Source organism: Agriterribacter sp., from assembly GCF_035445465.1.
Lineage (GTDB): Bacteria > Bacteroidota > Bacteroidia > Chitinophagales > Chitinophagaceae > Agriterribacter.
Map to the genome: position 1 here is coordinate 55,464 of NZ_DAOMQT010000005.1, position 13,932 is coordinate 69,395.

Below are 13,932 nucleotides of genomic sequence, written 5' to 3' on the forward strand. Positions count from 1 at the left end.
TTTCATTATTTTAAAAACTACAGTTATGAAAAAGATAGGATTAACAATGCTTATAGCTGCCCTTATTTGTACTGCTTCATTTGCCGATGGTACCCATAAAGCAAGTAAACAAAAAGCGACCTTTATGTCAAAGCAGGATTTTCAATCGGATTTTCCCAACATAAAAGGCGAACAATGGAGCAGGGATCAGCAATACAGCGAAGCTACATTTATGCAAAATGGCATACTTATGCACGCTTTTTACGACTGGAACGGTGAACTCGCAGGCACTACGCATGATTTTGCCTATAGTGATTTGCCGGAATCCGCACGTAAAACAATTGCAAAACAGTTTAGAAATTATAGCGTTGAAAACACCATTGTGTATAATGACAAGGAAGACAACCTCAATGATTTATTCCCGCTGGTGCCTTATGAAAGTGATGTCAATTATTTTGTATCATTAAAAAAGAACGACCAGTCTGAATCCATTATATTACAGGTAACGCCTGATGGAAATGTATCTTTTTTTGAAACCATGCGGTAAATGAATGTCACAGAATAACATAAAAAGGAAAAGCAGCTAAACAAACCAGCGCATATACAATTGTTCTGGTTTGTTTTATTTTTCAATCTTAGAAAACCCGGCCAGTAACGTAGTACCTAATCCCAGGAAAGCGATCAGGGTAAAAGACCATCTCAGGCTAAATGCCTGTGCTATTAATCCAATGGCCGGCGGACCAAATAAAAATCCCAGGTAGCCGATAGTAGAAACAGCCGCCAGCGCAACACCTGAGGCTATTTTTCCTGACCGTCCGGCAGCGCTGTATACCAGGGGCACAACAGAAGATACCCCCATACCTGTGATCAGGAAACCTATAGTGGCAGGAATTATATAAGGCAGCGCTACTGCCAGCATTAACCCGCTGGCAATCAGCAAACCACTTATTCTGATCATATTTTTCCTGCCCAACCTTACCGACAGCCAGTCTCCGGCAAACCGGCCTCCTGCCATAGTGGTCATAAACGCTACATAACCCAAAGTAGTAAGCGATTTGGGAGCCTGTACTTCTTTGGCGAAATATATGCCGCTCCAGTCGAACATGGTTCCTTCGCATACCATGCAACAAAAAGCAATCAGCCCTAATTTCAATAAGGTGCCATCGGGTTTCGCAAATACCGGAACGTTGCTCCCCGAATGAACATCTTTTACCGGCAGGTATTTATATACCACAAAAACAATACTCCATACCAAAACAGTAATAATACAAAAATGAAGAAAAGGGGAGGCAGAAAAAGCCAGCATAAGCATGCCGATAGCGGCTCCGCTAAAACCCGCTACACTCCATACCCCGTGAAAAGAAGCCATAATAGACCGGCCATATGCATCTTCTACATTTACAGCCTGGGTATTCATGGAAATATTAAGGAGGTTGCCGGCAAAACCAAAAAGGAACAAAACCATTGCCAGTTGCCACACAAAAGAAACAACACCTAAAAAAGGAAGTAAAAATGCATAAACCACGCCTGCAATAACAACGGTTCGCCTGCTGCCATAACGTGCCACTAAGAAGCCGGATACGGGCAAACTCAGCATCAGCCCCACCGGTAATGAAAGCAGTACCATACCCAGCCCGGCCTCACTAAGCTGCAGTTTTTGCTGTATAGCAGGAATTCGTGAAGCCCAGCTTGAAAAGCAGAATCCGGCAGAAAAAAATAAAGCACTAACGGCAATGCGTGCAGTTCTTGCCGGTGATTGTACTTGTGTTAACGATGGCATATTAAAATGCTAAGTTATGGTTTGAGCAGGATAAAAATAATTTGTGGCTAACAATATGAGCTCCCGGTATTCAGGAAATATTTTTCAGGGCAATATTTTTTTATTAATTTGTTCTTCAAACACCATTTAATGAAAAGCGCTAACCTGCTTACCGTGGCATGGCTTTGCCTGTCCACCGGTGGTTTTACTCAAACTACACATAGTCCCTTAGTATCTTACTGTTTTTCTTCAGGGGCATATAGCAAAAGCTTCCAGGATGCATTTTCCGTTATATCCAATATCGGGGCACTGTCAACACTGAAAAACTTCCATGCCGGTGTATATGGCGAAAGAAGATTTATGCTGGCAGAAACCAGCCTGTATACTGCTGTTGCCACCATACCGTCAGCATCCGGAAATTTTGCGCTGCAGGCTGATTATTCCGGGTATAAAGATTATAGCGAATCCCAGGTAGGCATTGCCTATGGGTTAGCGTTGAGCGAAGATATAGGCATAGGCGCTAAATTCAACTATTACCATCTTCGCATACCTTCCTACCTAAGCGCTTCGGCAGTAAACTTTGAAATAGGATCGGTAATCCATATCAGCAAGCAGGTGCATACCGGTGTATCGGTATACAATCCTCTAAGCAGCCCTTTAGGAAAGCATACCGGTGAAAAGATCGCTTCGGTATACAAAGCCGGCATCGGGTATGAAATGGCTCCTTCCTTTTTTACACAGGTAGAAATAATAAAAGAGAAAAACAGGGATGTGAATGTGCACGCAGGCTTTCAATATAAGCCACTGGAGCAATTGTTTGCAAGGGCGGGCATTTTTACCGGCACATCATCCGGCTACTTTGGCGTGGGTTACCTGTACCGGCAACTGCGCATGGACATTTCCGTTAGTTTTCATCAGCAGTTGGGCATATCACCCGGCTTACTGCTGCTATACCAGTGGACCAAAAGCACTAAAGAATGAACCGGTGCAGCCTCATATTGTGCCTGTTGTTTCCCCTGTATGCACAATGCCAGGAGCAGCCGTCTTTTGAAGCGGAACAGCAATTAGAAGCCATAACAGAAGCGGCAGAAGATGGGGAAACTACGGATGATAGCTGGTGGCAGCAATTAGAATACCTGAAAAAGAACCGGCTCAACCTTAACACCGCTAATGCAGCCGAGCTTTCGGAACTACAATTATTATCTGCTCTGCAGGTGAACCAGTTCATGAATTACAGGAGGTTATTAGGTAACCTGGTTAGCATCTATGAATTGCAATCGGTGCCCGGCTGGGATGTACCACTTATTCAAAAACTGCTGCCTTATATTGCGCTTACAGTGCCTGCCTTAACAAAAGACAAACTATTAAAACAGCTTAATGGCGGCAACCATTCTATAGCGCTGCGTTATTCACGCGCTATAGAAAAAGCAAAAGGATACCTGCAAAAAGACAGCTCGGGCAGTGCTTATGCAGGTGATCCTTCGAGATTGATGCTTCGCTATAAATACCAGTATAAAAATCTTATGCAGTACGGGTTAACACTTTCGAAAGATGCCGGGGAACCTTTGTTTGATAAGACCGCAGGTTTTGATTTTTATTCTTTTCACTTTTTTGCGGGAAATATGGGTATAGTTAAAGCAGTTGCATTGGGCGATTATACTATTAATATGGGACAGGGGCTCATTCACTGGCAGGGACTCGCTTTTGGAAAAGGGGGCGCCGTAATGCATATTAAAAGGCAATCTGCTGTATTGCGGCCATATAATTCTTCAGGCGCATTTTATTTTCACCGGGGCGCTGCAGTTCAGGTTGAAAAAAATAAATGGCAGGGAGCAGCCTTTCTTTCTCTGAGGAAGTTAGACGCCAAACTAAATAAAGGCCCGGCAGAAGAGGAAGACTTTGTATCGTCTATTCATACTTCGGGATACCACAGAACACAAAGTGAAAGATCAGACTACGGCACTTTACACCAACTGGCATATGGAGCAACCCTGAAGTTTAAAAAAAGCAATTGGTATGCCGGGTTGAATATGATACAATATCATTTTAACCGGCCCATTCAAAAAGAAGCAGCGCCTTATAACCTCTATGCCCTAACGGGAAAGCACCATAGTAATTATAGTATAGATTATGGTTTCACTTTTAAAAACATGCATACTTTCGGAGAAACAGCTATTGACAACAATGTAAATATAGCATCCATCAACGGGGTATTGGTAAGCGTTCACCCTAAAGCCAGCATCTCCCTGCTGAACCGCAGCATTGCAAAGGCTTACCAGGCCTTTTACGGTAATGCATTTACAGCCAGTAACACGGTTTCTAATGAGCAGGGGTTATTTGCAGGGCTTTCCCTGAAGCCGGCGCCGGCGTGTAATGTAGATTTGTATGCCGATGTTTTTCATTTCCCCTGGCTAAAATACCGCACGGATGCCCCTTCCTATGGCAAAGACTATTTTATTCAGATCAGTTACCAGCCTTCAAAACTAACGGATATGTATAGCCGGTACAGGAGCCGCCGGAAATCCATTAATCAAAAAACGGAAGCTAATGTTATGAATGAAGTAGTTCCATTTTTCAACCGTTCATGGCGCACGCAGGTCAGCCACCGGCTTAGTAAAACTTTTTCAGTAAGACACCGGTTTGAGCTGTTGTGGTATAAGCCGGAAAAAGCAAATGAGGAGAAAGGTTTCCTGGCTTTTTTTGATGTTTTTTACAATCCTCCGCAAAGCCGCCTGCGTATAAATGCACGCCTGCAATATTTTGAAAGTGACAGTTACAACTCCAGGCTGTATGCGTATGAAAATGACGTGCTGTATTATTATGCAGTTCCTGTATTTTACGATAAGGGAACACGCTATTACATTAACGCCAGGTATAAGCTCAGTACCTGTATGAATATGTGGATCAAATGGGGGCAGGTCATTTATAGCGGAAAACACGCTATCGGCAGCGGTCAGGATGAAATAAAGGGAAACAAAAAATCGGAGATAAGAGTACTGTTGTCGGCAACGTTTTAATACGCATCAAAGTCTGCGGTATTTGAAAACCGTCTACCTATTTATAAACATAAAAACAACGGCTATGGCAAAAAAAGAGTTGCAGCTTTTGGTGGCAGAACAAAAAGTATTGAATAAGATGTATGCAATACGTGGTGAAAAAGTAATGCTGGATAAGGATCTATCGGCAATGTATGGCGTAGAAACAAAACAAATGAAAAGGCAGGTAAAGAGAAATATAGACAGGTTCCTCAAAGACTTTATGTTTGCGCTTACCAGAAAGGAATTTGAAAACTTGAGGAGCCAAATTGGCACCTCAAGTTGGGGTGGTGTAAGATATATGCCGATGGCTTTTACAGAACAAGGCGTTGCCATGTTATCCAGTATTTTAAATAGTGAAATACCGGTTTTGATAAACCAATTGGAAATAGCGAGTGTATATTGATGAGGAATTTGGTAACAGTAAGGCACAGGTCTGTCTAAACACAAAGCAATGCCTCCAAAGCTGCGCCAGTTCGGGGAAAAGCACAATCCCATTTTTTGAAGCGTCAAGCTATCCCTCTGGCTGATCCAGTGACCCGATCATCAAAGCGCATAAAAGGGTTAATATAGCATGGATTTCAGGCTCCGCGTCAGGGATGGTGAATACCTTTTCAACATCCATTTGCATGATTTCAATTATTTGCGGAAGATCACAAAAAGCGCCCTTCTCAAGGGAAAGTAACAAAAATATTCATCGCTTCCGGTATCAATAATGCCATCCGAGCAGTGAATTTTAAAATTAGGTTTTTGATTAAACTAAGAATATCTTTAGTTCAAATTCTTTATTTAAATGGAACAGCTGCTTGTCAACGACATAAAACAGGGCTCTTATGATGCTTTTAAATTTGCATTTTCTTTCTACCAATCGAGACTGCATAATTTTATTTATACGAAAACAGGCTCTGCATATTATGCCAATGAGGTAACACAGTTAACTTTCATTAAATTATGGGAGTACCGTGAAAGTTTAAGTGAAGAGTGGCAGCTTTCCACGCAAATATTTCGCATAGCTAAAACAACGCTTATTGATGTGTTGCGCAAAACAGAAAGTGAAAGGTTAAAATTAGAAGGCTTCGGTAAAAGCGGGTTAGAAGAGGTCACTGGTAATCTTCCCATGGAAACCTACGATGTTAATATAATATTGCAAATTATAACAGAAAAAATGCCACCCATGCGCAAAAAAGTTTTCAGTTTAAGAATAGAACAACGGTTGAGTTATAAGGAAATTTCTTCCTTACTGTCTATCTCTTTAAAAACAGTTAACAAGCATATGGAACTTGCTTTACCAAAAGCAAGAGCGAGGTTTAAATCACTTCGCTAAGTGCTGACCACCATTATATTATAATACTTAATCGGTTTGAACGTGATTGAAAAATTAATAAAAAAATATTTTGATAAAAATTCTTCCCCGGAAGAAAAAAAAAGCATTTATGAATCTTTGATAGATAGCCCGTCTGAATATACGCAATATTTTTCTGAAGAAGAATGGAATGCTTTTATTGATAGTAATGAAAAAGGGAGGGAACATGAAGCTGAACTTTTGAACAGGAAATACAAAACAGCTAATGCTAAAAGGATTGTTTTTTATAAGAGGATGGGTTATGCCGCAGCCTCTGTCATCATATTGTTTTTATCCTTTTGGATGATTAAAGTGTATTTTCCAAACAAGCAACCACAAATTTCTGCCCGAAAATTCACCGAATCTCCCGGTTTAATCGTTCGGTTCAATGCTTCCCCGGTTGCAGAAAAAATAGTATTGTCAGATAGTTCTGTTGTTGAATTATCTGCAGGCAGCAAAATAAGTTATCTGAGAAACTTTGAACCTGGCAGACGCACTATACAATTGGAGGGAACTGCTATATTTAAAATTTTTAAAAATCCGAAACGGCCTTTCACCGTTTTTTGCAAAGAAGTGGCTACTACTGCATTGGGTACAAAATTTAGAGTAAGCAATAGTAAGTCGGGGAAAGTGCTGGTAGAGTTAATGGAAGGTAAAATATTGGTGCGCCGATCTGGTAAGGAAGAGAATAATAGGAATGAACAATATTATCTTGTCGCCGGCGACGTCATAAGTTTTGATCGTCCTAAGAATATGTTCACTAAATATAGCACGATTGCTAATAATGAAGATAAAGCACCTTCAACGGCTTCAGGTAATCGGAAAACAGCATCCTTGCCAAAAAATGTAGAGAGCCTTTCTGACCGTCGTATCGAAACAGAGTCAAGCATACAATTTAATGGGGAAATGCTCCCCAAGGTTCTGGACTATATGTCTGTTGTTTATAAAGTGAAAATAATATATCCTACCAAATACATTTCACGTATTCGCTTTGTAGGCAGTGTACGAAAAAATGAGAACATTCATCAAATATTGCAAAACATTGCCATTATGAACGAACTGCAATTGAAGCAGGATACGGCTAATAATGTTTTTATCATTCAAATTCCATCCAAATAAGCTGTACTTAATTAGATGCTTAAAATCCCGGGTGTAAAACTCGTAGATAATGCCTGCACCTTGAAAAAGTTTTTTTCGAATTCTCCTGCACTAAAAGGGTTAAAATAAAATTAGAATGCGTTAGGGAATAACGATTGCTGCTTTCGTATAACATAATGGCAACAATATATTTCATTTATTTTAATTTAACCAACTCAAAACTTATGAGTAAAAACTTGAAAAGGCCTCTTTTTTACTTCTTTATGTGCATATGCTGTAGCATTAACCTGGCGGCACAGGAAAGGGTACCTTCTGTTACCGGATTGGTCCGGAACGCTTCGGGCACGCCCCTCCCTTTCGTAACAATAAACGCTTTAGCCAGCGACAAAATTTCACATCAAACTACCTCCGACACTTTAGGAAAGTTTAAGTTTGATCAACTTCCGGCAGGCAATCTGACCGTTGAAGTTTCTTCGGTGGGATATACCTCCCAAACACTTACCGGGTATAAAATCGTAAATGGCCAAACCATCTCCATGCTGGTGGATATGCAGCCGGCCCCCGGCAGTTTAGAGGAGGTAGTGGTAGTAGGTTACGGCAACCAGAAGAAAGTAAATCTTACCGGTTCCATTTCAACAGTGGCAGGTGTGGAATTGGCTAATAAACCGGTCGGACAAACATCAACAGCCTTACAAGGTATTGTGCCCGGACTTACAATTATGCAGCGTACCGGCCAACCGGGTTTTGATGGCGGCGTCATACGCATCAGGGGCATCGGTACCCTTGGTGACCCTAACCCTTTGATAATATTGGATGGTGTAGAATCTGATATCAACAATATTGAACCTAACGATATTGAAAGTATTACTGTATTAAAGGATGCCTCTTCAGCAGCCATATATGGCGCAAGGGCCGCAAATGGCGTGATTCTGATCACTACCAAACGAGGCAATAAAAGAGGGGTTGCTGTAAACTATAATTCCTATGTAGGAATTCAATCACCTACCAGTCTGCCGGATGTTGTTAACGCGCTTGATCACATGGAGCTTACAAACGAGGCTAGCGTTAATGTAGGCAACTCGCCTATTTTTTCACCACAGGTGGTAGCTGATTACAAAGCAAACGCTGCCGGCAATCCCGATAAATATCCTGATACAGACTGGCAGGATCTTACCTTGAAGAAAAATGCGATGATGCAAAGTCATTATATAGGCATCAATGCAGGTGGTGAAAGAGTGAAAATGATGGGTTCATTTAGTTACCTCGACCAGGACGGAATTATGCCGAATGTTAATTTTAAAAGATATAACGTACGCTTCAACACGGATATACAATTAAACAGACAGTTTAGTGGAACATTAGATCTTTCATTGCGTCGTACAGATATCAAACAACCTCCTTCAGGCGCCCCCTATATATTCCAGTTCCTGCGTTCGAACAATGCCACCAACCAGGCGATCTTATCCAATGGTTTGTATGGTGAAGGTAATAATGGTGAAAACCCGTTGGCACGTGCAGCAATTGGAGGGTTGTATCATGAGCAAAACCTTATGGCACTTTTAAACCTTAGTGTAAAATACAAACCGGCAAACTTTTTTTGGGCCGAGGTAAACTATGCTCCCCGTTATAGTGATCCACGTGTGAAAATCTTTTCCCATATTATTCAGATGTACAAATCGGATTTTTCTAAAGGCCTGGCCATACCGGGTATCAATTCATTAAGCGAACAATTTTCACGTAGCTGGTACAATAACCTGCGTGCTACCGTCAACTTTGATAAAGAAGTGGCACCAAATCACAGGCTAACGGTACTTGCCGGTGTGCAACAGGAAGACCAGTCGGATAGTTATATTTCAGCCTACCGCCAGGTGTTTACCTTCCCGGATTACCAGGTGATCAATTCAGGAAACCAGTTAAACCAGTCTAACGCAGGTTCAGCAACGTCATGGGCTCTGCGTTCGGCTTTTGGTCGCCTGAATTATAACTACAAAGAAAAATACCTGTTTGAAGCAAACGCCCGTTATGATGGCTCATCGAGGTTTGCTGCCGGAAATAAATATGCCTTCTTTCCCTCCGTGTCTGCGGGTTGGAGAATAAGTAAAGAAGCGTTTATGGATAACCCGTCTTCTGCGATAAAAGACTTGAAATTACGTGGTTCCTGGGGCCAATTGGGCAACCAGAACATAGGCTTGTATCCATATGTATCGTCAGTAAGCGTTGGTAGCAGCAATTATCCTTTTGACAAGACAGTTTTTGGTGGCGCTGCAATTAGCAATATGGCCAACAAAGATATTCAATGGGAAACTTCAACTGTTAGTAATATCGGTTTAGATCTTAATCTCTGGTCTAAATTAACGATCACAGCAGATTATTATTACCGCAAAACAACAGGTATCTTATTGCAATTGCCTATCCCTGGTATGCTGGGCCTATCTGCTCCTTATCAAAATGCAGGCGTAGTGGAAAACAGGGGATGGGATGTATCTGTAAATTATCGCAACCGCGCGGGTGCGTTTACTTACGGTGTTACCCTGGCATTGTCTGATGTTAAAAATAAAATATTAGATATGAGGGGTAGCAGAACTACCGGGCTTCTGGTGAATTTTGAAGGGAGTCCTATTGGAGCTATTTATGGTTACGAAGCAATTGGCTATTTTACAGATGCTTCCGATGTATCAGAGAACGCTACTCAATTTGGAAAAGTTGCTGCCGGCGATATTAAATACAAAGATTTAAATGGTGACAAGGTCATCAACAGTTCCGATCAAAAAACAATTGGTTCCACTATTCCCCGCTATAGCTACAGCGCCCATGTTGATCTGGGGTATAAAGGATTCGACTTTTCATTGTTCTTACAAGGGGTAGGCAAAGCTGATGGTTATATGGGTGGCCGTGGAATCATGCCTTTCTGGCAAGGTGGTACCGCGCTTGAGATCCACAAAGACCGCTGGACTCCCACACACAAGGATGCTGCGTTTCCACGCCTGGCCTACAGTGAAATTAATAACATCCAAAACTCATCTTTCTGGGTTAAAAATGCGGCCTATATGCGGGTGAAAAACATTCAGCTGGGTTATTCTTTCAAAAACGTTGGGTTTAAGAAAATACAGCAAGTGCGCCTGTTTGTTAGCGCGCAAAACCTCATCACCTTTGATAAATACTGGGATGGTTATGATGTAGAAGCGCCTGTAACAACTGAATATGGATCCGCTGGCTGGTATCCGCAAATGAAAGTGATTACCGCAGGTTTAAATATTAATTTCTAACCCATCAAAACATGAAGACGATGAAACAGGTAAAATTTATAATTATTTTCCTTGGTGTAATAACAGCAAGTTCATGCAGCAAGAAATATTTGGAGCGTTTTCCACTCGATAGCCCCTCTACGGCAACATTTTTATCCAATGAAGCAGAGTTGGACATGGCCGTTACCGGTAGTTACCAACCATTGCAATTTATAGGAGAAGATGCGGTGCCTTTTATCTTAACGCTGGAATATGTTTCAGATAATGGCTGGGAAAGAAACCCCAACCAGTTGCAAATTATCGGAAAGGGAATAGCCACCTCTGATAATGGGTATGCCAAAACGGTCTGGGATGCTTTATATGTGGGTGTTAGCCGTTGCAATTTTATTCTGTCTAATGCCGATCGGTTAAATGGCGTGGTGGCAGCGGATAAACTTAACAGGGTGTTGGGTGAGGTACGTTTTCTCCGTGCCTACTATTATTTCTATTTAAATGAAGTGTTTGGTGGCGTTCCATTATTAACCAAGACGGTTTCGCTGGCTGAATCACAAGTGGCCCGTAATACCAAAGAAGAAGTAGTGAATTTTATTATTTCTGAAATGGATGCGATTGCTTCTGCACTTCCAGTTGTTGCCGGTCAAATGGGCAGGGTCACAAGAGGCGCCTCTTTGGCACTTAAATCAAGGGCAGCGCTGTTTAATAAAAAATGGGATGCTGCTGCAAAAGCAGCCAGCGACCTGATGCAACTTGGTTCAAACGAGTTGCACGGCAATTATGGCGAAGTGTTTACTTATTCAGGTATGACCTCCCCTGAAATCATATTCGCTATTCAGTACCTGAGGAGCATGGGTACTCATGGTATTTCACGGCGCTTTTATTCCAGGACAGCTAACGGCTTCTCCAGTAAAGTTCCGGCCCAGGTGGTGGTAGATTCTTATGAATGTACGGATGGATTAACGATCGACAAGTCGCCGTTGTATGATCCCACCAAGCCATGGGACAACAGGGATCCCCGTTTAAACTTTTCGATAGTGCTGCCGCAAACCAGGTTCATCGGCTACGTATTTGAAACGCACCCAGACAGTTTGTTAACATGGGATTATAACGGATCGGTGCCCCAACGTGTGGCGAATGCAGATGCTATAAATCCCCTTGCCACTTTTACCGGTTACCTATGGCGCAAATATGCTTCACCCGAAGATTTGAACAACATTGATCAACCCGACATCAACGTGATTGTATTCCGCTATGCAGAAATATTACTGAATTATGCTGAGGCCAAAGTGGAATTAAACCAGATTGATCAATCGGTGTACGATGCCATCAACCTGATTCGCCAAAGACCTTCCGTTAATATGCCACCCATTACAGCCGGTAAAACACAGGCCGAAATGCGTTTTATTGTTCGCAGGGAAAGAAGGTCTGAACTGGCAGGTGAAGGAGTGCGATGGTTTGACATCCGCCGCTGGGAAATAGCAGAAACTGTGATGAATGGCCCTTTGCTTGGAAGGATACGCGATCGTTTACTTTCCAATGCGCCAAGAGTAGATGACAATGGGCTTCCTCATTATGAAAATGTAACGAATGCGAACCTGATGCGTGTAATAGAAACCAGAACCTTTAAAAAAGACAGGGATAATGTGTGGCCCATTCCCCAATCGGAATTGGAAACCAATAAGGCATTAGAGCAGAACCCGAATTATTAAACAAATGATATAAGCACGCATTCATAAAAAGCGTCCCGATTTTGAGACGCTTTTTATGAATGCGCTATTTTGCGTTGAGGACCCCCAATGCATTCGCTTGCTATCAGCTGCCGGCTCTCGGCTCGGTTCGTGCAACCTCTGGAGTTTTCAAAACCTATAAGTTTGACCGCGGGTTGTAACATCCCTCCAAAAACCACCTATATCTAAAAACTGATCGCCAAAAAACAATACACCAACCAAACCACCATCATCGGTGACAATTTTTTTAAAGGTTAAAGATATCGCTGCTTTTAGTTTGTTCTTTTAAAAGATTGTACGCTTAACCGTCAAGAACTCTCAAAAATTGGTTTATGAAAAAGCACCGACAAATGCCCCTTTCCTTCTTCGAAATCTAACCGGGGGGAAAGAAGAAAGGATTTTTACTTAGATTAATGGCATACAATCTTGGTGGTAGAACTTTGGCCCAAATACTCAATCATTCATAATGGTGCAACAAAATAAAAAAGGTCAGCGATGTATTTTTCATCCCTGACCCTTTCCCTGTTTAATGTACCGGGATATTAATTCAATATTTCACCCAGCTTTTTGATCAGGTCTTCCCCTCTCAGGCTTTTGGCAATGATCTTTCCTTCCTTATCTAATAAATAATTCATGGGTATGGCTCTAACCTCATATAAAGCGGCCACATCACTCTCCCATCCTTTAAGATCCGACACATGCGTCCAGGTAAGATTGTCCTGCTTAATAGCCTGCTCCCATTTGTCTTTTTTCTCATCTAAAGAAACGCCCAGGATGTCGAACCCTTTTGATTTATAAGTATTATATGCTTTCACCACGGCCGGGTTTTCCTGGCGGCATGGCCCGCACCAGCTTGCCCAAAAATCTAAAAGGATATACTTTCCTTTATAGGCGGCTAATGAAACGGGCTTACCGTTAATATCGTTCAATATAAAATCCGGCGCCTCGCTTCCGATAGCTGTGGCTTTTGCGGCATCTAAGCTTTTCTTAACAGCCTGCCCAAAATGAGAGGATTTAATCTCTTCATCCAATCCATTATACAATGGCTCCAGGTCTTCAGGCACCGCATCGTAGCCAAAAGTTTGCGCCAGTTGAAAAGCGGAAACATAAGAAGCGGGATTCTCTTTAACGAACTTTGCTACCAGCGCTTTATTTTCACCTTCCAGCGCTTCATATTGCCGCTGAATTTCACCTGCTTTCTGTCCATCGCCCGACATAGAAGCTACCTGGTACGCTTCATATAATTGTTTCTGTTTCTCTTCTATAGGCTTACGCAATGCATTAAATTTCTTAAGCTCTTCCTGCGCGGCAGAACCTGTGATCTCCGCTTTATACAATGAATCTAAGGTTCCTTTAATGTTTATTTTTCCTCCTTCCAGGAAGAATCCCAGCGGAAACCTTTTTTGCCCGTGCTGGTCATAACCCAAAAGCACGAATTCAGGCTGAACCGCCGTTCCTTTAAATGTAAAGCTACCATTCACAATTTCAGCAGAATCGGGTATTTGCTGTTCCTTTTCCGGATGATACAAATAAGCCCATCCATTATCCAGTCCATTAATATTACCGGTTAAGAGGAACGTAGTGTCACCCGCTGTTTTTCCTCCGGCGGAGGATTTGCCTTTATCAGCGCAGGATGCCAGTATAAAGGCAAAACTCAATACAATAAGTAGCTTTCGCATTTACAATATTTTTAATTAAGGCGTAAAATTAAGCATTAAGCGCCTGCCTGCAGCCGCAATGATGGCAAAAC

The 13,932-nt window shown here is 42.0% G+C and carries 10 protein-coding genes; 8 read left to right on the top strand and 2 right to left on the bottom strand.

Annotated features, from left to right (window positions below):
* Positions 1–25 precede the first annotated feature (25 nt).
* Positions 26–526 carry a hypothetical protein gene (locus PLE34_RS04240; protein WP_324554538.1) on the top strand — a complete coding sequence of 167 codons (501 nt, stop codon included), beginning with the start codon at positions 26–28 and terminating at the stop codon, positions 524–526.
* A gap of 75 nt (positions 527–601) precedes the next feature.
* Here PLE34_RS04240 and PLE34_RS04245 read toward each other — a convergent pair whose 3' ends face one another.
* Positions 602–1,759 (bottom strand): MFS transporter, encoded by a 1,158-nt coding sequence (locus tag PLE34_RS04245; protein ID WP_324554539.1) that lies wholly within the window; start codon positions 1,757–1,759, stop codon positions 602–604.
* Positions 1,760–1,888: 129 nt separating this feature from the next.
* Between PLE34_RS04245 and PLE34_RS04250 the strand changes: the two genes are divergently transcribed.
* The 7 genes from PLE34_RS04250 to PLE34_RS04280 all read left to right on the top strand — a co-directional run bounded on the left by PLE34_RS04250 (position 1,889) and on the right by PLE34_RS04280 (position 12,164).
* Positions 1,889–2,719: a hypothetical protein gene (locus PLE34_RS04250; RefSeq protein WP_324554540.1), complete on the top strand. Its 831-nt coding sequence runs from the start codon at positions 1,889–1,891 to the stop codon at positions 2,717–2,719.
* Positions 2,716–4,755: a ComEA family DNA-binding protein gene (locus PLE34_RS04255; protein ID WP_324554541.1), complete on the top strand. Its 2,040-nt coding sequence runs from the start codon at positions 2,716–2,718 to the stop codon at positions 4,753–4,755. The genes PLE34_RS04250 and PLE34_RS04255 overlap by 4 nt, the downstream gene beginning before the upstream one ends.
* Before the next feature lie 64 nt (positions 4,756–4,819).
* Positions 4,820–5,179, top strand: coding sequence for an ORF6N domain-containing protein (locus tag PLE34_RS04260; RefSeq protein ID WP_324554542.1), 360 nt, complete (start codon positions 4,820–4,822; stop codon positions 5,177–5,179).
* A gap of 387 nt (positions 5,180–5,566) precedes the next feature.
* Positions 5,567–6,097 carry an RNA polymerase sigma factor gene (locus tag PLE34_RS04265; protein ID WP_324554543.1) on the top strand — a complete coding sequence of 177 codons (531 nt, stop codon included), beginning with the start codon at positions 5,567–5,569 and terminating at the stop codon, positions 6,095–6,097.
* Positions 6,098–6,139: 42 nt separating this feature from the next.
* A complete protein-coding gene (locus PLE34_RS04270) occupies positions 6,140–7,234 on the top strand; it encodes a FecR family protein (protein WP_324554639.1) in 1,095 nt (364 codons plus the stop codon).
* A 242-nt stretch (positions 7,235–7,476) separates the two neighbouring features.
* The gene (locus PLE34_RS04275; protein ID WP_324554544.1) at positions 7,477–10,479 is read left to right on the top strand and encodes a SusC/RagA family TonB-linked outer membrane protein; all 3,003 of its coding nucleotides are present in this window, start codon (positions 7,477–7,479) and stop codon (positions 10,477–10,479) included.
* 20 nt (positions 10,480–10,499) lie between these two features.
* A complete protein-coding gene (locus PLE34_RS04280; protein ID WP_324554545.1) occupies positions 10,500–12,164 on the top strand; it encodes a RagB/SusD family nutrient uptake outer membrane protein in 1,665 nt (554 codons plus the stop codon).
* Between the two features lie 560 nt (positions 12,165–12,724).
* On the opposite strand, the gene PLE34_RS04285 is transcribed toward PLE34_RS04280, so the two are convergent.
* Entirely contained in the window at positions 12,725–13,861 is a 1,137-nt protein-coding gene (locus PLE34_RS04285; protein ID WP_324554546.1) for a redoxin domain-containing protein, read from the bottom strand.
* Between the last annotated feature and the right edge of the window lie 71 nt (positions 13,862–13,932).

Excerpts from the sequence above, each read along its gene's own strand:
- PLE34_RS04240 (WP_324554538.1), top strand. The coding sequence starts at position 26 with ATGAAAAAGATAGGATTAACAATGCTTATAGCTGCCCTTATTTGTACT.
- PLE34_RS04285 (WP_324554546.1), bottom strand. The coding sequence starts at position 13,861 with ATGCGAAAGCTACTTATTGTATTGAGTTTTGCCTTTATACTGGCATCC.
- PLE34_RS04255 (WP_324554541.1), top strand. The coding sequence starts at position 2,716 with ATGAACCGGTGCAGCCTCATATTGTGCCTGTTGTTTCCCCTGTATGCA.
- PLE34_RS04260 (WP_324554542.1), top strand. The coding sequence starts at position 4,820 with ATGGCAAAAAAAGAGTTGCAGCTTTTGGTGGCAGAACAAAAAGTATTG.
- PLE34_RS04280 (WP_324554545.1), top strand. The coding sequence starts at position 10,500 with ATGAAACAGGTAAAATTTATAATTATTTTCCTTGGTGTAATAACAGCA.
- PLE34_RS04245 (WP_324554539.1), bottom strand. The coding sequence starts at position 1,759 with ATGCCATCGTTAACACAAGTACAATCACCGGCAAGAACTGCACGCATT.
- PLE34_RS04265 (WP_324554543.1), top strand. The coding sequence starts at position 5,567 with ATGGAACAGCTGCTTGTCAACGACATAAAACAGGGCTCTTATGATGCT.
- PLE34_RS04250 (WP_324554540.1), top strand. The coding sequence starts at position 1,889 with ATGAAAAGCGCTAACCTGCTTACCGTGGCATGGCTTTGCCTGTCCACC.
- PLE34_RS04275 (WP_324554544.1), top strand. The coding sequence starts at position 7,477 with ATGTGCATATGCTGTAGCATTAACCTGGCGGCACAGGAAAGGGTACCT.